Source organism: Anaerotignum sp. (assembly GCF_017483025.1).
GTDB lineage: Bacteria > Bacillota > Clostridia > Lachnospirales > Anaerotignaceae > Anaerotignum_A.
Map to the genome: position 1 here is coordinate 16083 of NZ_JAFUMA010000018.1, position 19232 is coordinate 35314.

21 protein-coding genes and 1 riboswitch are annotated in these 19232 nt (G+C 47.9%); of the genes, 17 read left to right on the forward strand and 4 right to left on the reverse strand.

The features are described from left to right. Positions 1 to 18: 18 nt before the first annotated feature. On the reverse strand, positions 19 to 414 hold the full coding sequence (locus IJ369_RS01755; RefSeq protein WP_290715285.1) for a pyridoxamine 5'-phosphate oxidase family protein: 396 nt from the start codon (positions 412 to 414) through the stop codon (positions 19 to 21). Between the two features lie 162 nt (positions 415 to 576). On the opposite strand from IJ369_RS01755, the gene IJ369_RS01760 reads away from it, so the two are divergent. The 17 genes from IJ369_RS01760 (at position 577) to IJ369_RS01840 (ending at position 16443) form a co-directional block, all read left to right on the forward strand. Continuing rightward, positions 577 to 1518, forward strand: coding sequence for a calcium/sodium antiporter (locus tag IJ369_RS01760; RefSeq protein WP_290715287.1), 942 nt, complete (start codon positions 577 to 579; stop codon positions 1516 to 1518). Between the two features lie 162 nt (positions 1519 to 1680). After that, on the forward strand, positions 1681 to 2877 hold the full coding sequence (locus tag IJ369_RS01765) for an ATP-grasp domain-containing protein (RefSeq protein ID WP_290715289.1): 1197 nt from the start codon (positions 1681 to 1683) through the stop codon (positions 2875 to 2877). A gap of 5 nt (positions 2878 to 2882) precedes the next feature. Next, positions 2883 to 3644, forward strand: coding sequence for an esterase family protein (locus IJ369_RS01770; protein WP_290715292.1), 762 nt, complete (start codon positions 2883 to 2885; stop codon positions 3642 to 3644). Positions 3645 to 3699: 55 nt separating this feature from the next. Next, a riboswitch (TPP riboswitch) is annotated at positions 3700 to 3808 on the forward strand. Between the two features lie 126 nt (positions 3809 to 3934). Continuing rightward, positions 3935 to 4132 (forward strand): thiamine biosynthesis protein ThiS, encoded by a 198-nt coding sequence (locus IJ369_RS01775; protein ID WP_290715294.1) that lies wholly within the window; start codon positions 3935 to 3937, stop codon positions 4130 to 4132. A gap of 309 nt (positions 4133 to 4441) precedes the next feature. Beyond that, positions 4442 to 4942, forward strand: coding sequence for an energy coupling factor transporter S component ThiW (gene thiW, locus IJ369_RS01780; RefSeq protein ID WP_290715296.1), 501 nt, complete (start codon positions 4442 to 4444; stop codon positions 4940 to 4942). 18 nt (positions 4943 to 4960) lie between these two features. Beyond that, positions 4961 to 5782, forward strand: coding sequence for a hydroxyethylthiazole kinase (gene thiM / locus IJ369_RS01785; protein WP_290715298.1), 822 nt, complete (start codon positions 4961 to 4963; stop codon positions 5780 to 5782). A 12-nt stretch (positions 5783 to 5794) separates the two neighbouring features. Continuing rightward, positions 5795 to 6436, forward strand: a complete 642-nt coding sequence (gene thiE, locus IJ369_RS01790; RefSeq protein ID WP_290715300.1) for a thiamine phosphate synthase — start codon at positions 5795 to 5797, stop codon at positions 6434 to 6436. Positions 6437 to 6475: 39 nt separating this feature from the next. Then, positions 6476 to 7273: a bifunctional hydroxymethylpyrimidine kinase/phosphomethylpyrimidine kinase gene (gene thiD / locus IJ369_RS01795; protein WP_290715302.1), complete on the forward strand. Its 798-nt coding sequence runs from the start codon at positions 6476 to 6478 to the stop codon at positions 7271 to 7273. Between the two features lie 157 nt (positions 7274 to 7430). Further along, on the forward strand, positions 7431 to 8315 hold the full coding sequence (locus tag IJ369_RS01800; protein ID WP_290715305.1) for a LysR family transcriptional regulator: 885 nt from the start codon (positions 7431 to 7433) through the stop codon (positions 8313 to 8315). 17 nt (positions 8316 to 8332) lie between these two features. Continuing rightward, positions 8333 to 8791 (forward strand): hypothetical protein, encoded by a 459-nt coding sequence (locus IJ369_RS01805; RefSeq protein WP_290715307.1) that lies wholly within the window; start codon positions 8333 to 8335, stop codon positions 8789 to 8791. A gap of 251 nt (positions 8792 to 9042) precedes the next feature. Next, positions 9043 to 10044: an ABC transporter ATP-binding protein gene (locus IJ369_RS01810; RefSeq protein ID WP_290715332.1), complete on the forward strand. Its 1002-nt coding sequence runs from the start codon at positions 9043 to 9045 to the stop codon at positions 10042 to 10044. Then, on the forward strand, positions 10041 to 11006 hold the full coding sequence (locus IJ369_RS01815; protein WP_290715309.1) for an ABC transporter ATP-binding protein: 966 nt from the start codon (positions 10041 to 10043) through the stop codon (positions 11004 to 11006). Before IJ369_RS01810 ends, IJ369_RS01815 begins: the two co-directional genes overlap by 4 nt. A 61-nt stretch (positions 11007 to 11067) precedes the next feature. Beyond that, positions 11068 to 12666 (forward strand): ABC transporter substrate-binding protein, encoded by a 1599-nt coding sequence (locus IJ369_RS01820; RefSeq protein WP_290715311.1) that lies wholly within the window; start codon positions 11068 to 11070, stop codon positions 12664 to 12666. Positions 12667 to 12806: 140 nt separating this feature from the next. Further along, positions 12807 to 13826, forward strand: a complete 1020-nt coding sequence (locus IJ369_RS01825) for an ABC transporter permease (protein ID WP_290715313.1) — start codon at positions 12807 to 12809, stop codon at positions 13824 to 13826. Continuing rightward, on the forward strand, positions 13826 to 14662 hold the full coding sequence (locus IJ369_RS01830; RefSeq protein ID WP_290715315.1) for an ABC transporter permease: 837 nt from the start codon (positions 13826 to 13828) through the stop codon (positions 14660 to 14662). The genes IJ369_RS01825 and IJ369_RS01830 overlap by 1 nt, the downstream gene beginning before the upstream one ends. A 114-nt stretch (positions 14663 to 14776) precedes the next feature. Then, positions 14777 to 15853 (forward strand): M24 family metallopeptidase, encoded by a 1077-nt coding sequence (locus IJ369_RS01835; protein WP_290715317.1) that lies wholly within the window; start codon positions 14777 to 14779, stop codon positions 15851 to 15853. Between the two features lie 11 nt (positions 15854 to 15864). Continuing rightward, positions 15865 to 16443, forward strand: coding sequence for a peptidylprolyl isomerase (locus IJ369_RS01840; RefSeq protein ID WP_290715320.1), 579 nt, complete (start codon positions 15865 to 15867; stop codon positions 16441 to 16443). Positions 16444 to 16582: 139 nt separating this feature from the next. On the opposite strand, the gene IJ369_RS01845 is transcribed toward IJ369_RS01840, so the two are convergent. The 3 genes from IJ369_RS01845 to IJ369_RS01855 all read right to left on the reverse strand — a co-directional run bounded on the left by IJ369_RS01845 (position 16583) and on the right by IJ369_RS01855 (position 19186). Next, on the reverse strand, positions 16583 to 17944 hold the full coding sequence (locus tag IJ369_RS01845; protein WP_290715322.1) for a PFL family protein: 1362 nt from the start codon (positions 17942 to 17944) through the stop codon (positions 16583 to 16585). Between the two features lie 17 nt (positions 17945 to 17961). Beyond that, on the reverse strand, positions 17962 to 18234 hold the full coding sequence (locus tag IJ369_RS01850; protein ID WP_290715324.1) for an ACT domain-containing protein: 273 nt from the start codon (positions 18232 to 18234) through the stop codon (positions 17962 to 17964). A gap of 349 nt (positions 18235 to 18583) precedes the next feature. Continuing rightward, positions 18584 to 19186 (reverse strand): manganese catalase family protein, encoded by a 603-nt coding sequence (locus IJ369_RS01855; RefSeq protein ID WP_290715326.1) that lies wholly within the window; start codon positions 19184 to 19186, stop codon positions 18584 to 18586. Positions 19187 to 19232 lie beyond the last annotated feature (46 nt).

A 19232-nucleotide genomic window follows, 5' to 3' on the forward strand; every position in this document is an offset into this window, starting at 1 on the left:
GATGCTCTTTTTGTTTGTTTAGAATCTGATTTCTTTAGGTACTTCTGTAAAAGAGGAAAATGTTGCAATTGCATCTTTGAAGTACAGTACTTCTGTGTTATCATCAGTAGCAGAATACATCTTTTTCAGAGCGGGGTAATTATCCAGCATGTGTTCTTTTGCTTCCACGCGGTCATCCCGTACCAGTGTACCTGCCACGCGGAGCCATTTCTGGCCGTCGAAAGCGCAGAGTTCCACTTTGGGATTGGCTGCGATCTGTTTGGAAACTTCTTTTACCTTGCCTGTCTGGATATACAGCTTATTCTCAAATAAATCGATGGTGCCGAAGGGGCGTACACGGGGATGCCCGTTTGCTTCCGCCGTTGCCAGATAATAGGTACCGCATTTTTTCAAAAATTCATATACTTCCTGCATAAGATCGACCTCCTTCGTATTTATTTCCATTATAGCACGAAAAAGAGGCTCGGCAATGGTTGTTTTTCGCCGGAAGGAAAAGGGATATGGTGGATTTTCCTCTTAAAACAAGGTATAATCGAGATAATATGTATTGGAAAAACTGGGAATGGAGAGATACTTATGGAATTAATGATTCAAATCGTAACATTGGTCATTGGCTTTGCAATGCTGGTGAAAGGTGCAGACTGGTTCGTAGAAGGTGCAGCCAGTATTGCAGATAAATTTGGTATTCCTCAGATTGTCATCGGGCTGACCATCGTAGCCATGGGCACAAGTGCGCCGGAAGCGGCGGTCAGCATTTCTGCGGCCCTGAAGGGCAGCGCGGAGATCACCATTGGCAACGTGGTGGGCAGTAATATTTTAAATATCCTCATCATCCTTGGGCTGACTTCTGCAATTTGTGCAGTAAAGGTCCAGAGAACGACCATTTTTTATGAGATTCCTATGGTTATTGGCATTACAGTGCTTCTGGCTGTAATGGGTTTGCAGAACAATGTGGTCAGCAGACTGGAAGGCATCATTCTGATGGCCTGTATGGTAGTTTATATGATGTATCTGCTGCGTCTGGCGAAGCGGGGAACTGTGGAGAATGAAGAACTGGAAGAATATGCGCAGAAAGCGCCCATGGGCAAGCTCATCTTTCTGGTTATCGCCGGCATTGTAGCCATCGTCTGGGGCAGCGATATTGCTGTAGATGCGGCAACTGCCATCGCCCGCATCTTTGGTATGAGCGAACGCTTCATCGGCTTGACCATCGTGGCTCTGGGTACATCCCTGCCGGAGCTGGTGACCAGCGTAACAGCGGCAAGAAAGGGCAATTCTGATATCGCCGTAGGCAATATCGTCGGCAGCAATCTGTTCAATATCATGTTCGTTGTTGGCATCACAGCTATCATTACGCCTGTAGTGTATGACCCTGCTTTCCTGGTGGATAGCGTTGTAGCGGTTGCGGCGGCAGTTCTGCTGCTTCTGTGCGTATGCCGCAAGGAAGTGCTGAACCGCCTGCATGGGGCCATCATGCTGCTTTGCTATGGCGGTTACTTTGCTTATCTGATGCTTTGATCAAAAGAAAGCTCTGAGAAATTCTCAGGGCTTTTTTTATAGCTGTTGCATGACTGCGTGGGACAAAGTTTCGTTTCCTGAAAAAAATTGCCCCAAAAGTTTGCATCTTTGTATAAATTCTGATACAATCGTACCATGACATACAAGAGAGAAGGCGATTTTATGAATTTTGTATTTTTATCACCTAATTTTCCCAAAACGTATTATCATTTTACACAGGGCTTAAGAAACAACGGTGTGACAACACTGGGCATCGGCGATGAGCCCTACGATCAGCTGAGCCAGGAATGTCGTGATTCTCTGGTGGAATATTATAAGGTAAACAGCCTGGAAAACTACGACGAAGTATATAGAGCCATGGCGTTTTTTACATTCAAATACGGGCGCATCGACTGGCTGGAAAGCAACAATGAATACTGGCTGCTGCGGGATGCGCAGCTGAGGACGGATTTCAATATCAATACCGGCCTGAAAAACGATAGCATCGACGGCATCAAATATAAGAGCAAAATGAAGGAATACTATGCCAAGGCAGGCGTTCCTACGGCAAGATATCATCTTGTGAACTCACTGGAAGAAGGTCTGGCGTTCGTAAAAGAAGCGGGCTATCCTGTTATCGTGAAGCCTGACAACGGCGTTGGCGCCGCGGCTACATATAAGCTGAAAAACGAAGAACAGCTGCGGGATTTCTATGCAAACCTGCCCGAAGTGCAGTATATCATGGAAGAATTCATCAATGGCTCTATCGTTTCCTATGATGGTATCTGCGATTCCAACAGAGACATCATCTTTGAAACCTGCCATTTCTTCACAGAGTCTGTTATGGATGTGGTAAACAAAGGGCTGGAGCTGTGCTATTATTCCAGAAAACAGATCCCCGCAGACCTGAAAGATGCCGGCAGAAGGACGATCAAGGCTTTCAACAGCAATTCCCGTTTCTTCCACTGTGAATTTTTCCTGCTGAATGAAGATAAAGCAGGCCTGGGCAAGAAGGGCGATGTATTTGGCCTGGAGGTAAACATGAGACCGCCCGGTGGCTATACGCCTGATATGATGAATTATGCCAACGATATTGATGTTTACCAGATTTGGGCAAATATGGTATGCTATGACAAGGGCAATTTTGATGCAGAAAAAAGACCCTATGCTGCGGCATACGCTTCCCAGAGAAAGGGCAAGGCCTATGCCCATAGCCACGCTGATATCATCGCGAAATATGATGATTATATCGTGATGTATGAAGAAATGCCGGAGGTACTGGCAGGTGCCATGGGCGATTATGCTTATATGGCGAGATTTGAAACGGATGAAGAAATGTTTGCATTCTTGGATTTTGTAGTACAGAAAAAGGAAGGTTAACTGTTATGCATACTTGTTATTACAAAGAATATTCTTACAATCTGAATCGTGATATGGAATTCAAGGTATATGGCCACGCGGGCCTGCCTATGGTGGTATTTCCCTGTCAGGATGGCAATTTCTATGATTTTGAGGACCGTGGTATGATCAATACCGTTGCAGATAAGCTGGAAAGCGGACAGCTGCAGCTGTTCTGCATTGGCTGTGTGGATCAGGAAACATGGAGTGCCAGCTGGGGCGACCACCATGGCCGCATCATGTGGCATGAACAGTGGTTCAAATATATCTGCGATGAATTTATGCCCCGTCTGCATCAGATCCACGGCGAAACAGACCCCCATTCCTATCATGGCCAGGTCATTCTGACCGGTGCCAGCATGGGCGGCTATCACGCAGTGAATTTCTATCTGAGAAGACCTGATATTTTCGGCGGCTGCCTGTCTCTGAGCGGCCTGTTCCATGCAGGCTATTTCTTCCAGGGCTACAATGATATTGATGTATATTATAATTCCCCCGTGGATTATCTGCCTCAGATGCCCTATGATCACCCTCTGGTGGAACAGTTCCGTCAGGGTCGCATCATCATCTGCTGCGGTCAGGGCGCGTGGGAAGATGAAGCAAAGGTCGATGCCCGCATCCTGAAGGAACAGTTCGACCGTCTGGGCGTGCCTGCGTGGGTAGACCTTTGGGGCGAAGATGTGAACCACGACTGGCCCTGGTGGCTCATCCAGTTCCCTTATTTCGTAAATAAGCTGCTGGGCTATTGATGTAAAAACAGACTTGCCTTTTTGGGAGGGCAGGTATATAATGAATCTGCAAGTGAATAAACAGCGGGGAGCTTGTGTGACAGGCTGAGAGGAAGGTATAAACCTTCGACCCATATACCTGATTTGGATAATGCCAACGTAGGGAAGCCTGGAAACAAGACATTACGAGGAAATTACCAAATCAAGGTGATTTCCTCTTTTTTTTTAAGTTTTCTGTGGTACAGGCACTGGATTTGATTGGTGCAGTGCTTGTACCGCAGGGAAAATTGCGGAGCAAAGGAGGTGATAGAATGGTAAAGATCAATGGCGAATTCCTTGATATGGCAGGCAAAACTTTGGCAGAATATCTTTCAGCTACCCAGTATGACCCAAAACGTATTGCGGTAGAAAAAACGGCGAAATCGTCCCCAAAGGGCAGCATAGTTGCTGTTTGCGGTCTTGGTGGGCGCAAAAGGTGCCTGCATCATGAGCGGGCTGATGCGATGTAAGGATGCAGACCGGTTTTTAAAGGCTTTGAAATAAAAGCATGTTTGAGAAAAGTAAATAGTAGGTGAGTGTATTTCTGATCGGATCTTTTTTGGAAGGGACGGCCCGCAGCGGCGGGAGGATAGAAGGGGAGCGCCTTGTGTCCTGCAGAGATATAACAGCGATGGGAAGCCGTGTTCCGGCGTGAGAGGAAGCCATGAAGTTTCGACCGACAGTTCTGAATGGATCCCCGCAAGGGGGAAGTCTAACCTTCAGGGAGAGCGCTGTTATATCCGTGGTTCTCTCTGAATGATAAAAAGGAGTCTTGTAATATGAAAAATACGCAAACCAGAAAATTATGCTTCGCCGGCATCCTCTGCGCGGTGGCAGTGGTCGGCAGCTTATTCTATATTCCCGTTTTCGGGAGCAAATGTGTACCCGTGCAGCATATGGTAAACATTTTATGTGCTGTTATTTTAGGGCCTTTTTACGGGGTGACCGTGGCATTTTGTGCCAGCGTCATCCGCAATCTTCTGGGCATCGGCAGTCTGATGGCCTTTCCCGGAAGCATGATCGGCGCGCTGCTTTGCGGCATTGCCTTTTGGAAAACAAAAAATATCCCTCTGACATTGATTGCTGAAGTTTTTGGCACAGCGGTTCTGGGCGGTTTGTGTGCCTATCCTATTGCCATCCTCTTTATGGGGATGCAGGCTGGGGAGATCGCATTCTATGCCTATGTGGTGCCTTTCCTGATCTCTACGGCAGGCGGGGCCATCATTTCCGGTATTTTGCTGGGGACTTTGCGAAAAACAGGCGTCATGGAAAAAGTTTGATTGAAGGAGGAATTGGATATGTTGAAGGAAATGCTTGATAATGTGAGAAGAACTTGCCCTCTGGTACATAATATCACCAATTATGTGACAGTAAACGACTGTGCGAATATCCTGCTGGCCTGCGGTGGCTCTCCCATCATGGCGGATGATGTGGATGAAGCGGAAGAGATCACTTCCATCTGCGGCGGTCTGAATATCAATATCGGCACCCTGAATCAGCGCACCATCCCTGCCATGCATCTGGCGGGCAAAAAAGCCAATGAACTGGGCCATCCCGTTGTTCTGGACCCCGTTGGTGCGGGTGCATCCAAGCTGAGGACAAAAACAGCGCAGGATTTGATCGAAGCTATCAAATTCACTGTTATTCGCGGCAATATTTCCGAGATCAAAACACTGGCTCTGGGCACAGGCGGCGCAAAGGGCGTGGATGCCGATGTGGCAGATAAGGTGACAAAGGAAAACCTTCCCCAGGCGGTGGCTTTTGCCAAAGAATTTGCTAAGAAAACAGGTGCAGTCATTGCTATCACGGGGGCTATCGATATTGTTGCCGATGGCGAAAAAGCCTTCTGCATCTATAACGGCCATCCCATGATGAGCAGCATCACCGGAACAGGCTGTCAGCTTTCTGCCATGACAGCGGCTTATGTGACAGCGAACCCCGAAAATCCTCTGGAAGCGGCAGCGGCGGCAGTCTGCGCCATGGGTATCTGCGGCGAGAAGGCCCATGCAAGGCTGACAGCTGAGGACGGAAACTCCAGTTATAGAAATTATATCATCGACACCATTTTCAACCTGACAGGGGAGGAACTGGAACGGTGTGCAAAATACGAAATCATCTAAGGAGAGATGGATATGAAATGTAAAAAAGAAACCATGCAGCTTTATGCGGTAACAGATCGCATGTGGACAGGCAAGCAGACCCTGATGGAACAGGTGGAGGATGCCCTGAAGGGCGGTGCTACCTGCGTGCAGCTGAGAGAAAAGGAATTGGACGAAGAAACATTCCTGCAGGAAGCCATCGAAATGAAGGCGCTGTGCGAAAAATACGGCGTGCCTTTCATCGTCAATGACAATGTGGATATTGCCATCAAATGCAAGGCGGACGGTATTCATGTGGGCCAGAAGGATATGGAAGCGGGCAACGTGCGCGCGCTGGTGGGGGAAGGCATGATCATCGGTGTTTCCACCCAGACCATGGAACAGGCCATTGCGGCGGAAAAAGCCGGTGCCGATTATCTGGGCGTTGGGGCTATGTTCAGCACCACAACAAAGCTGGATGCCCGCGAAGTGACCCACGAAATGGCGAAGAAAATTACAGATGCAGTGGATATCCCTGTGGTTGCCATTGGCGGCATCAATAAGAAAAATATGCTGGAACTGAAAGGTACAGGGGTAGACGGTGTGGCTCTGGTTTCTGCTATTTTCGGTGCGGAAAACATCGAAGCAGAATGTAAGGAACTGAAAGCCCTTTCCGAAGAGATGACAAAGGCGTGAGCCTTTTTACAGCAGGAAAAAAGTTTGGAGGAATGAAGTATGAAAACAGCATTGACCATTGCGGGCAGCGATAGCAGCGGCGGCGCAGGCATTCAGGCAGACCTGAAAACCATGACCATGAACGGCGTATTTGCCATGAGTGCTTTGACCGCTCTGACAGCCCAGAATACTGTAGGCGTACAGGGGATTTTTGAAGTGACACCGGAATTTCTGGGGATGCAGATCGACAGCGTATTTACAGATATTCGCCCCGATGCGGTAAAAATCGGCATGGTTTCTTCCGCAGAGCTGATTTCTGTCATTGCGGAAAAGCTGACAGCCTATCAGGCGGAAAATATCGTGGTAGACCCTGTGATGGTTGCGACCAGCGGTTCCAGGCTGATCAATGAAGATGCTGTTTCTACTTTGAAGGAAAAACTGCTTCCTCTGGCAACGCTGGTAACACCTAATATCCCTGAAGCAGAGGTTTTGGCGGATATGAAGATCGAAAGCCCTGAAGATATGATCAGGGCGGCGGAAAAGATCAGCAAGGCATACAGCTGTGCCGTTCTCTGCAAAGGCGGCCACAGCATGAATGATGCCAATGATTTGCTGTACTATGATGGCAAATACCAGTGGTTTAAGGGGAAACGCATCCATAACCCCAATACCCACGGCACAGGCTGCACCCTTTCCAGCGCCATTGCATCCAACCTGGCGAAGGGCAACGATCTGGCAACGGCGGTGGAACGGGCAAAGGAATATATTTCCGGCGCACTGGCGGCTATGCTGGATCTGGGCGCAGGCAGCGGCCCCATGAACCATGCCTTCGATTTGAAGGAAGCATATACAAAATAGGAAACGAAAGGTCATTCTGATGAAAAGGATGGCCTTTTTTATGTTGTCGGATATGTCCTTGCGTTCTGTCTCTTTTTCAGGTATATTAGGTGTAAGATTTATAAAATCGATGAAAATGAAAATAACATTGGATTTTCCGATGAAAAGAGGAATATTTATGGATATCAAAAACCTGATCACTTTCATACATGTGGCGGAGCTGCGCAGCTTTACCAAGGCGGGGGATAAACTGGGATATTCCCAGTCCACAGTGTCTTTTCAGATCCGCCAGCTGGAAAACGAATTGGGCGTTCCTCTGTTTGAGCGTATCAACCGTACCGTTACCCTGACGGAGCATGGCGCTCGTCTTTTGCGCTCGGCTTATAAGATCAATGAATTGCTGCAGGGTTTTCAGGAGGAGACGAAAGGGGAAACGGAAGTAAGGGGGCAGGTGCGCATCGCCATGGCGGACTCCCTGAGCAGTGAGGTTATCCGCCGTATTTTCCCGGAGCTGCGCCGAAGATATCCCGGCATCACGCTGGAATGTATTTCAGCCGGGACACAGGAAATGTTTCGCCTGCTGAACCAGAATGAGGTGGATATCGTTTATACTTTGGACAATCATATTTATGATACGAATTATGTGATCCTGCAGGAATCCCGCATTGGGGTGCATTTTGTTTCCGCGGCGGGGAATCCTCTGGCAGGAAGAGACCATATCCAGCTGGAGGAACTGGCAAAGCAGCCTTTCCTGCTGACGGAAAAAGGGATGAGCTACCGCCGCCTGCTGGATGAGCAGCTGGCAGCCCGCTCTCTGGAGATCCAGCCGGTATTCGTCAGCGGCAATGCGGATCTGATCGCTGATCTGGTGGTGCAGAACGCAGGCATCGCCCTGCTGCCCGATTATGTCACCAGACCCTATGTGGAAAAAGGAGCATTGCGCTATCTCAATGTGCCGGAGGTGAATATCGAGATTTGGACACAGCTTCTGCATCACAGAGATAAATGGGTATCTGAGCCTATGCGTATCGTTATCGATTATCTGCGCCGCTGTGCGCTGTAAAAAAAGGAGGAAGCATCATGTGGTATGCGTTAGCTGAATTATTTGATGGATATGATAAAACACTGGAACTGTACTATGGGGCGGAACTGACAGATGTAGCGGCAAAGCTGGAAAAGATCTGCGATGAACTGATGCAGTTTGATCTGGAAGAAATGACCATGGATGAGATCGATGCTTACTATACCGAGGGATACGATGAATATGAAGCTATGACAGAAACACCTTCGGAGGAGACGATTTCCGGCCTGCATTTTGCCTGCAACGACGGGAAGATCGATGTTTTTACCGTGGAGGAAGGCTATGCTGCTTTGCAGGATGCCTTTGCGCTCTACAGAAGTGGAAAGCTGAAAGGCTGGAAGCTGGCGGATGGCGTGGCAGAAGAAGAAGGGGAACTGCAAAAACTGGCAGAGGAATGGAAAGCCCTTGCCAGGGGTACTGCTGATACAGAAAACCTGCAGTATTTTACAAAAGGATAAATCGAAAGAAAAGAACGCCGCATAAGGATGCGGCGTTTTTCCATTATAAGTAAGGAAGAAATCGGTGCGGAAATAAAAACAAAATCCCGTCAAAATGTTGAATTTCATGGGGAAATGTGATAATGTTAGATATTATGACATACTGGATAGTCGATAAATCTGTCCATGGCACTTTTATACATGACAGTGGTAACGTGATTTTGTCCAGGAAAGAATAGAATTGGTTTTGACCATAGAAAGAATGTGAAATGATGCATCCATCCGATATCATACTTGAAATAAAAGATCTCTGTGTGGAATTCCAGACGGTGGAAGGCACTGTTCGCGCAGTCAATAGCCTGAATTATACCCTCCATAAAGGGGAAAAGCTGGGTATCGTTGGCGAAAGCGGCAGCGGCAAGAGCGTTTCCTCTCTGGGTATCATGCAGCTGATCCCCAATCCCCCAGGGAAGATCACCAATGGCAGTATTCTGTATAAGGGTGAAAATCTGGTGGAAAAAAGCGAAAAGGAAATGCAGAAGATCCGCGGCAATGAGATCTCCATGATCTTCCAGGAGCCCATGACTTCCTTAAATCCTATCATCAAATGCGGCAAGCAGATTGCCGAAACTTTGCGTTTGCACCGTGGACTGGATAAGAAAACAGCCATGGAAGAGGCTATCAGGATGATGAAGGCCGTTGGTATTGCCAACGCAGAAGCCCGCGCCCATGAATACCCCCATCAGATGTCCGGCGGTATGAGACAGAGAGTGATGATCGCCATGGCCCTGGCCTGTCAGCCGCAGATCCTGATTGCCGATGAACCTACGACTGCCCTGGACGTGACGATTCAGGCGCAGATCCTTGACCTGATCCGTGATCTGAATCGGGAAATGGGTACTTCCGTCCTGTTTATTACCCATGATCTGGGTGTTGTCAATGAACTTTGCGATACCGTTATCGTTATGTACACAGGCCGTATTGTGGAAAAGGCTTCCGTAAAGGCGCTGTTTGAACAGCCTCTGCATCCTTATTCCATCGGTCTGCTGAACGCCATTCCTAAGATCACCAGGGAAAGAGAGCCCCTTTCTACCATCGAAGGTATGGTGCCCAATCCTACAGAAAAGATCGAAGGCTGTTCCTTCTGGCCCAGATGCCCCAAGGCAACAGAAAAATGCAAAAAAGACGCGCCTCCCATGGTAGAAGTGAGCGAGGAGCGACAGGTAAGATGCTGGCTGTATGCCGCAGAAGAAAGCAAGGAGGTTAGCTTATGACAGCCCAGAACAAAGAAGTGCTGATGAAAGCCGACCATGTAAAAGTACATTTTAAAGGAAAAACGAAAAAATCCGGCGTAGTCAAAGCCGTTGATGATGTCAGCTTTGAAATCATGAAGGGCGAGACCTTTGGCGTAGTAGGCGAAAGCGGCTGTGGGAAATCTACCCTTGGCAGAACTTTGGTGCGCCTGCTGGCCCCTACAGAAGGAAAGGTCTATTTGGAAGGCAAGGAAATTTCCTCTTTGAAGGGGGAAGAACTGAAAAAGATGCGTAAGGATGCCCAGATCATTTTCCAGGACCCTTCTGCCAGCCTGAATCCCAGAAGAACCATCAAACAGATTTTGATGGAACCCTTTGAAATTCACGGGGTGGAACCCGGCGTGAACGTGGAAGAACGTATTCTGGAGCTGCTGCAGCTGGTTGGTCTGGATACTTACCACCTGAGCCGTTATCCCCATGAACTTTCCGGTGGCCAGAAACAGCGTATCGGCATTGCCAGAGCGTTGGCGCTGAACCCTAAGATCATTGTCTGCGACGAAGCCGTTTCCGCTCTGGACGTTTCCGTACAGGCGCAGGTGCTGAACCTGCTGCAGGAACTGAAGGAAAAGCTGGGTCTGACCTATTTCTTTATTTCCCATAACTTGAACGTGGTTTATCAGGTCAGCGACCGCGTTGCGGTAATGTATCTGGGTCGTATTGTGGAAATTGCGGATTACGCGCAGCTGTATGAAAAGCATAGCCACCCTTATACGGAAGCATTGCTTTCCGCCATCCCTCAGGTGGACGGCGAGAAAACAGAACGCATCCATCTGGAAGGGGAGCTGCCCAGCCCCTCCGATCCACCCAGCGGGTGCCATTTCCACACACGCTGCCCCAAAGCCTGCGACAGATGCAGACAGGAAGTGCCTGTATTCAAGGAAATCGAAGTGGGGCACTTTGTAGCGTGTCACTTATATGATTAAGGAGTCCCTTGCCGCGGAAGCCCGCGGTAACTCATATAAAAAATACTAAGGAGGAATTACTATGAAAAAGAGACTTATGGCTCTGGCTATGGCTGCTATGATGGCACTGGGTTGTGCTGCATGCGGCGGCGGAGCAGACACTGCATCTGATGCAGAAGCAGGCAACACAGTAGTCGTTGCCATTGGCGGCGGTTTCGCAACACTGGACCCTGGCTATGTTTATGAAAAATATCCTACACTGGCGCTCAATGCTTGCTACGAAACTCTGTTCAAATTCTTCGAAAACGACGGCGCACCCGAACCCCTGCTGGTTGATACTTACGAATTTTCCGAAGATGCAAAAACACTGACACTGACACTGAAAGACGGCATTGTATTTGCCAGCGGCAACCCCATGACATCCGCTGACGTTGCTTTCAGCATCAATCGTGTAAAGAACCTGCAGTCCAACCCTGCATTCTTGGCTGATACAATTGCAAGCATCGACACACCCGATGAAAAAACAGTTGTACTGAACCTGACACAGCCCGACTCTGCCATTACAGCAAAACTGTGCTATCCTTCCTTCGCAATTCTGGATAGCGAAGTTGTGAAAGAAAACGGCGGTACTGATGCAGAAGATGCTGCAACAACAGACACAGCACAGGCTTACCTGGATACCGCAAGTGCTGGTTCCGGTATGTATATCCTGACAAGCTACACACCCGACGCTGAATTCGTTCTGGAAAAGAACCCTAACTACTGGGGCGAATCCACAAACGTAGATAAATACATCGTTCAGATCCAGCCCGATGCAAATACACAGATGATGACTCTGGCAAGCGGCGACCTGGATGTTGCTATGAACATGACAGACGATACAATGGCTGAAATCGAAGGCACAGAAGGTATCGCAATGATCAACGGTGCTACAAACACAGTAGGTTTCATTATGATGAACATGGATGAAACATACGGCGGCCCCGTTTCCAATCCTCTGGTACAGCAGGCGATCAGAAAAGCTGTTGACTACGCTGGCGTAAAAGATCTGGTTGGCGAAGGCACAGCAACACCTTACAGCATCATTCAGACAACATTCATGGGCAACAAAGGCGAAAGAGCTGCTGATTACACAAATATCGAAGAAGCAAAAGCTCTGCTGGCACAGGCTGGCTATGCAGATGGTTTCACAGTAGATATGACAGTATCCGACCTGGATATGGAAGGTATCCTGCTGACAGACCTGGCACAGAAAGTTGCTGATGACCTGGCACAGATCGGTATCACAGTGAACATCGTAACACAGGCATGGGGCGGCGGTTACGGCGATGCATACCGTGACGGTACACTGGGCTTCACAGTAATGTACTGGGGCACAGACTACAATGACCCCAACGTACAGCTGGAATTCCTGCCCGGCGCTATTGTTGGTCTGAGAGCTGGCTGGACTGCTGATATGGATCCCGAACTGGCAGCAATGTATACAGCAGCAATGGAAGAAACAGACGTAGATGCAAGAGCTGCAATTCTGGGCCAGATCCAGGATGCGACATATGAAAACGGTCCTTTCATTATGATCGCGCAGGCTCCCGCACACATCGGTTACAACACAAGACTGGAAGGCGTTGATATTTCCGACCCTTACACACTGGATGTAACAAAGATCAATATCGTTGGTTGATTTTGATTTGATTTTCCCGAGGCAGGCTTCTGCCTGCCTTGGGTTTATTAAAAACAGATATTTCCGTGAGAGCGCAGAAAACTGCGGACTGACGGAAGTGTCTGTTTTCGAGTAACAAGCAATTTTGAGAGAGGTGTTTTATGGATACGTTAAAATTTATTGCCAAAAGGCTGGTGTATATGATCATCATGCTTTTGGGCGTGGCAACCTTGGTATTTTTCCTGACGAAGGCGCTGCCCGGCGATGGTACCACAGCGAACCTGAGCCAGAGAGCCCTCAGCGACCCTGAGATCGTAGCGGCTTACCGCGCGAAGCATGGTCTGGATAAGCCCGTTATCGTGCAGTATTTCATTTATATGAAAAACCTGCTGCAGCTGGATCTGGGTACATCCATCCGTACGAATAAAGATGTTCTGGGAGAACTGATGAGATGCTTCCCTGCCACCATCGAACTGGCATTATTTGCTATCGTCATCGCGGCTGTTTTTGGCATCCTGTTTGGTGTGATCAGTGCAATTAAAAGAAATAGCATCATCGATCAGATCGTGCGTGCCATTTCCGTCACCGGCGTAAGCATCCCCAGCTTCTGGTTTGCGCTGTTGGTGCTGTTCCTGCTGTATTATAAACTGCAGCTGTTCCCCGGCCCCGGTCGCCTGAGTACAGGCTTTGCGGCACCCCAGACGGTGACAGGTCTGTATGTGATCGACAGCCTGCTGGAAGGCAATATCCCGAAAGCGATGGATGCCCTGAGCCATCTGATTTTGCCCGGTCTGGTACTGGCTTCCTTTACCATGGGCCTCATCACAAGAACGACCCGTTCCAATGTGCTGGATGTTATGTCCACAGATTATATCCGTACGGCAAGGGCAAAAGGCCTGAGCCAGACAAAGCTGATCCTGAAGCATGCCCTGGGCAATGCACTGATCCCTGTGCTGACGGTTATCGGTCTGGGTCTGGGCAACCTGCTGGGCGGTATGGTTCTGGTAGAAACGATCTTTAACTGGCCCGGTGTTGGTCAGTTTGCCTATGAATCCGTTCTGGCGGCGGATTTCCCTTCGATCATTGGCGTATCTTTGTTGGTTGCGCTGAATTATATGGTTATCAATACGATCATTGATATTCTGTATGGTATCATTGATCCCAGAGTGAGGTGCAACTGATGCTGCGTGCAATTAAAAAATTATTTAAATCAAATTATTTATTTACCTTTGGGGTAATCATCTGTATTTTCTGGATTCTGATGGCGATTTTGGCGCCTGCCATCGCGCCCTATGATCCGATCTCCCAGAATATGGCGATCAAACTGCAGGCTCCTTCTGCAGAACATTTCTTTGGTACAGATAAATTTGGCCGAGATATTTTCAGCCGTGTTATTTACGGCGGCAGATATTCCCTGTTGGCAGGCTGTCTGACGGTTATCATCGCCGGTACCATTGGTACCTTCTATGGCGCTATCGCCGGCTATGTTGGCGGCAAAGTGGATACGATCATGATGCGTGTTTCCGAAATGATCCTGTCTTTCCCTTCTCTGATTCTGGCGATGATCATCAACGCCGTTCTGGGTTCCAGCCTGTTCAATACCATGTTTGCGCTGGTCATCGTAGCATGGCCTACATACGCTCGTCTGATGCGAAGTGTGGTGCTGAGTGTGAAAGAAAATGAATACGTTATGGCGGCGGAAGCGCTGGGCGCGTCCAAAATGCGTATCCTGATTAAGGAAATCATTCCGAACAGTATCAGTTCCGTGCTGATCATGGCTACAACTGACCTGGGTAACCAGATTCTGATGTTCTCCACACTGAGCTTCCTGGGGTTGGGTTCTGCACCCCCTACGCCTGAATGGGGCATGATGGTTTCTGATGGTGCGGATAACTTCAATAAGTTCTGGATCGCGGGCTTCCCCGGTCTGGCGATCTTCACTATGTCCATGGGTGCAAACTTTATTGGCGACGGTCTGCGTGACCTGCTTGATCCAAAGTTAAGAAAGCAGTTCTAATTCAATATTGATAGCAACAAAACCCTTTTGCAAAAAAGGGTTTTGCGTTTTTACAGCGCCGCAGGCGAATAAAACTTTTTTCAAAAAGTTTTTCTGAGAAGGAGGTATATATTTATGAAAGAAAATCGCGTGGAACGCATCATGGCTGCCCTTGGTGAAATGGGCGTTTCCCAGATGCTGATCATTGACCCTATGTCTATTTACTATCTGACAGGGGTATACAACGACCCTCATGAACGTTTTTATGGACTGCTGTTAAGAGCAGACGGTAAGCATGCCTATTTCCTGAATAATCTGTTCTCCATCCCTCAGGAAGTGGGCGTGGAAAAGGTTTGGTATTCCGATACAGACCCTGCTATGGAAATTGTGGCTAAATATCTGGATAGCACAGCCCCTCTGGGCGTGGATAAAGACCTGAAGGCAAGATTCCTGCTGCCCCTGATGGAAATGAAAGCAGCGACAGGCTTTGTGAATACTTCTCTTGCTATTGACACTGTAAGAGGTATCAAAGATGAAGAAGAACAGGAAAAAATGCGTGTTTCTTCCCATATTAACGATATGGCAATGGTAGAATTTAAAAAGCTTATCCACGCAGGCGTAACAGAAAAAGAAGTGGCAGAACAGATGCTGAAAATCTATCTGGACTTGGGTGCAGATGGTTTTTCCTTTGAACCACTGGTGGCTTTTGGCCCTAATGCGGCAGACCCTCACCATGGCCCCGATGATACAGTGCTGAAAGAGGGGGATGTTGTCCTGTTTGACGTAGGTTGTATCAAAGATGGTTACTGCTCCGATATGACTCGTTCCTTCTACTACAAAACAGTGAGTGAAGAGCATAAAAATATCTATAATATCGTCCGTGCGGCAAATGAAGCGGCTATCGCCAAGATCAAACCCGGTGTGCCTCTGATGGAACTGGACAACACAGCAAGAAATCTCATTACAGAAAAGGGGTACGGCCCTCAGTTCAACCACAGACTGGGCCACTTCATCGGTCTGGCGGAGCATGAATTTGGCGATGTTTCCAGCGTGAATACAACACCTGCCGTGCCCGGTATGATTTTCTCTATCGAACCCGGTATCTATGTGGCAGGGGATACAGGCGTTCGTGTGGAGGATCTGGTTCTGGTTACAGAGGACGGCTGCGAAGTGCTGAACCATTACTCCAAGGAACTGGAAATCATCGAATGAGAGGTGCGACTATGAACCCTAAAGCAACGTTATATATGGCAAACGGCAGCAAAGTAGTGATCGAGCTGCTGCCCGAACATGCCCCCAATACCGTAAACAGCTTTATTTTTGCGGCAAAGAACGGCTATCTGGACAACCATACCATCGAACGTATCGTGCCCGGCAACTGGATCGATATGAGCTATACTGCTTTCGGTCATAAGGAATGTCAGTATCTGATCCCCAATGAATTTCAGCTGAACCCTGATGTGGTGCCTCTGGATTCTCACCCCGGTTGTGTCTGCATGGGCGGCTACGGCGAAGCTGGCCTTGCCAGCTGCGAATTTTTCTTCCCCCTGAGGGATTGTCCCGATCATAAGGGCATCTATCCTGTATTCGGCAAGGTGCTGGAGGGGATGGAGGAAATTTGGAGACTGGAAAAGGTGGAAACCATTCCTGTAGATTTCCCTATTGAAGGTGTGGAAGTGAATGAACCTGTGGAACCACAGGTCGTTGAAAAAGTAGAACTGGAATTGTTTGGCGTGGAATATCCCGAACCTATTCGCGTGGAAAATCCTGAAATTCCCGTTTGCTGGCCTAAATTTGAATAAGCAAAAAGACCCTCCCAAGGAATTTTCCGTGAGGGTCTTTGTTTCTGGAGGGGGATTAGAGAGTATTTTTGGTAGTAGCTGTTTTGATGCGATATGGACGAAAAAGGTACCGTTAAAAACGGTACCTAAAAATAGCTGTTTAGTTTTTGAAGCTATGGATAGGTGCAGGAATTCGGCCGCCGCGTGCTACAAATTTTTCACAGCTGAAGCGATTTACGGGAATGATGGGAGCATAACCCAGCAGACCACCAAATTCTACGCTTTCGCCTTCTTTTCTGCCGATTACAGGGATCAGACGAACGGCTGTTGTTTTATTGTTTACCATGCCGATTGCTGCTTCGTCAGCAATGATACCGCTCAGCGTTGCCGCAGAAGTATCGCCGGGCAGAGCAATCATATCCAGACCAACGGAGCATACGCAAGTCATTGCTTCCAGTTTTTCCAGTGTCAGTGCACCTTTTTCGCAGGCATCGATCATACCATGGTCTTCGCTGACAGGAATGAACGCACCACTTAGACCACCAACATAGGAGGATGCCATAACGCCGCCTTTTTTCACGTTATCGTTCAGGAGAGCCAGTGCTGCTGTTGTGCCGGGTGCACCTGCTTCTTCCAGACCCATTTCCTGGAAGATTTCTGCGATACTATCGCCAACTGCGGGTGTGGGAGCCAGAGACAGGTCGATGATACCAAAAGGTACGTTCAGTCTCTTGGATGCTTCCTGAGCGATCAGCTGACCAACACGGGTAATTTTGAAGGCAGTACGTTTTACTGTTTCGCACAGCGTTTCGAAATCTGCTTCTCTTACTTCTTCCAGTGCTTTTTTCACAACGCCGGGGCCGCTGACACCAACATTGATACAGCAGTCAGCTTCACCAACGCCGTGGAATGCGCCTGCCATGAAGGGGTTATCTTCTACTGCATTGCAGAAAACGACCAGTTTTGCACAACCGATACATTCATTATCCTTTGTGCGTTCTGCTGTTTCTACGATGATTTCGCCCATTTTCTTTACTGCATCCATATTCATACCATTTCTGGATGTACCTACATTTACGGAAGAACATACACGTTCTGTCACTGCCAGTGCTTCGGGGATGGAATCGATCAGGATCTTATCGCTTTCGGTGTAGCCTTTCTGTACCAGAGCAGAGAAGCCACCGATGAAGTTTACCCCAACCTCTTTCGCAGCTCTATCCAATGTCTGGGCAACGCTGACATAGGAGTCAGCATTTTTGCAGCCAGCCGCCGCAATCGCGATAGGTGTTACGGAAATTCTCTTATTTACAACGGGAATGCCGTATTCCTTTGCCAGATCATCGCCGACCCTTACCAGATCTTTGGCATATGTAGTGATTTTGTTATAAACTTTTTCGTTGAATTTATTGATATCCGCATCAGCACAATCCAGAAGACTGATACCCATTGTGATGGTTCTGACATCCAGATTCATTTCGCTGACCATGCTGTTGGTTTCCAGGATTTCATTTCTTGTGATCATTTGATACGACCTCCTTTTTAAATGCGGTGCATCGCATCAAAAATATCTGTATGCTGGATTTTGATTTCCAGGCCCATTTCTTCGCCTACTGCCTGCAGTTTTTCTGCTGTTGCTACGAAAGTATCTTTCATATTAGCAATATCCACTACCATTATCATGTTGAAATAACCACCAACGATTGTCTGGGAAATATCCAGAATATTGATATTTGTGTCTGCCAGAACAGCACATAACTTTGCTGTAATGCCTACTTTGTCCAGACCCAGTACTGTTACTACTGCCTTTTTCATTGTCGATTTCCTCCCTTGTGCTTGTTGTTTTGCTTCATTTTTAATTTCCCGTTTGCTGAATAGGAATACCGCATGGTTTAGTAAAATCACTCAGCCATGCGGTATTTATTTTTCCGTATTCATTTCCTTTTTGCATTGTTTTAAAAGGATATTTCTATCATATCATTGCAAATTTGAAAAGCAATGGACAAATATCCCTAGAAAATGCAGGGAATAATCAGTTAATCCATCGTTTTGTATAAAATATCATTTTCCTATGGGTTATTTGCATAAAAGCATATGACATAGAAGAAATATTTTATTTCTTTTTCTTTGGATGATTCACTTGAAATTGCTACAACAATTTTTATTATCGTGTATTACAGCCGCTCTGCTGCATGAAGAAATAATGCTGCTGGTTCAGATAATCGCGGGCATAATCCAGACATTCGCCGAAACGCTGGAAATGAACAATTTCCCGTTCCCGCAGGAAACGCAGGGGCGCCAGCACTTCCGGATTATCCGTCATGTCGATGAGGTATTCGTAAGTGGAGCGTGCTTTCTGTTCGGCGGCCATATCTTCATAAAGGTCAGTGATGGGGTCGCCTTTGGACTGCACGTAAGCTGCCGTAAAGGGTACGCCTGCGGCGGAAGAAGGATATACACCCAGACCATGGTTGACGTAGTAGGGGTCTAACCCTGCGGCGATGATTTGGTCTTTTGTCAGGCCCTGGGTCAGCTGGTGTACGATGGTCCCCATCATTTCCAAATGAGCCAGTTCCTCTGTGGCAATATCATTCAAAGTAGCCTTTGCTTCGGGGGTTACCATGGTGAATTTCTGGCTCAGGTAGCGCAAAGAAGCGGCCAATTCGCCGTCTGCACCGCCATATTGTTCGATCATGATTTTTGCCAGTCGAGCATCGGGCTGGGTGATCTTTACAGGAAATTGCAGTTTCTTTTCATAGATCCACATTTATTTACACTCCTTTCCTGCCAGAGAAAAATTAGCGTCTGTCTGC

What these genes read in the sequence shown, in the direction of transcription:
- IJ369_RS01820 (WP_290715311.1), top strand. Translation starts at nt 11,068, where the DNA reads ATGAAAAAGAGACTTATGGCTCTGGCTATGGCTGCTATGATGGCACTG.
- thiM (WP_290715298.1), top strand. Translation starts at nt 4,961, where the DNA reads ATGTTGAAGGAAATGCTTGATAATGTGAGAAGAACTTGCCCTCTGGTA.
- thiD (WP_290715302.1), top strand. Translation starts at nt 6,476, where the DNA reads ATGAAAACAGCATTGACCATTGCGGGCAGCGATAGCAGCGGCGGCGCA.
- IJ369_RS01805 (WP_290715307.1), top strand. Translation starts at nt 8,333, where the DNA reads ATGTGGTATGCGTTAGCTGAATTATTTGATGGATATGATAAAACACTG.
- IJ369_RS01835 (WP_290715317.1), top strand. Translation starts at nt 14,777, where the DNA reads ATGAAAGAAAATCGCGTGGAACGCATCATGGCTGCCCTTGGTGAAATG.
- IJ369_RS01815 (WP_290715309.1), top strand. Translation starts at nt 10,041, where the DNA reads ATGACAGCCCAGAACAAAGAAGTGCTGATGAAAGCCGACCATGTAAAA.
- IJ369_RS01850 (WP_290715324.1), bottom strand. Translation starts at nt 18,234, where the DNA reads ATGAAAAAGGCAGTAGTAACAGTACTGGGTCTGGACAAAGTAGGCATT.
- IJ369_RS01760 (WP_290715287.1), top strand. Translation starts at nt 577, where the DNA reads ATGGAATTAATGATTCAAATCGTAACATTGGTCATTGGCTTTGCAATG.
- IJ369_RS01775 (WP_290715294.1), top strand. Translation starts at nt 3,935, where the DNA reads ATGGTAAAGATCAATGGCGAATTCCTTGATATGGCAGGCAAAACTTTG.
- IJ369_RS01845 (WP_290715322.1), bottom strand. Translation starts at nt 17,944, where the DNA reads ATGATCACAAGAAATGAAATCCTGGAAACCAACAGCATGGTCAGCGAA.
- thiW (WP_290715296.1), top strand. Translation starts at nt 4,442, where the DNA reads ATGAAAAATACGCAAACCAGAAAATTATGCTTCGCCGGCATCCTCTGC.
- thiE (WP_290715300.1), top strand. Translation starts at nt 5,795, where the DNA reads ATGAAATGTAAAAAAGAAACCATGCAGCTTTATGCGGTAACAGATCGC.
- IJ369_RS01830 (WP_290715315.1), top strand. Translation starts at nt 13,826, where the DNA reads ATGCTGCGTGCAATTAAAAAATTATTTAAATCAAATTATTTATTTACC.
- IJ369_RS01825 (WP_290715313.1), top strand. Translation starts at nt 12,807, where the DNA reads ATGGATACGTTAAAATTTATTGCCAAAAGGCTGGTGTATATGATCATC.
- IJ369_RS01765 (WP_290715289.1), top strand. Translation starts at nt 1,681, where the DNA reads ATGAATTTTGTATTTTTATCACCTAATTTTCCCAAAACGTATTATCAT.
- IJ369_RS01770 (WP_290715292.1), top strand. Translation starts at nt 2,883, where the DNA reads ATGCATACTTGTTATTACAAAGAATATTCTTACAATCTGAATCGTGAT.
- IJ369_RS01810 (WP_290715332.1), top strand. Translation starts at nt 9,043, where the DNA reads ATGCATCCATCCGATATCATACTTGAAATAAAAGATCTCTGTGTGGAA.
- IJ369_RS01800 (WP_290715305.1), top strand. Translation starts at nt 7,431, where the DNA reads ATGGATATCAAAAACCTGATCACTTTCATACATGTGGCGGAGCTGCGC.
- IJ369_RS01755 (WP_290715285.1), bottom strand. Translation starts at nt 414, where the DNA reads ATGCAGGAAGTATATGAATTTTTGAAAAAATGCGGTACCTATTATCTG.
- IJ369_RS01840 (WP_290715320.1), top strand. Translation starts at nt 15,865, where the DNA reads ATGAACCCTAAAGCAACGTTATATATGGCAAACGGCAGCAAAGTAGTG.
- IJ369_RS01855 (WP_290715326.1), bottom strand. Translation starts at nt 19,186, where the DNA reads ATGTGGATCTATGAAAAGAAACTGCAATTTCCTGTAAAGATCACCCAG.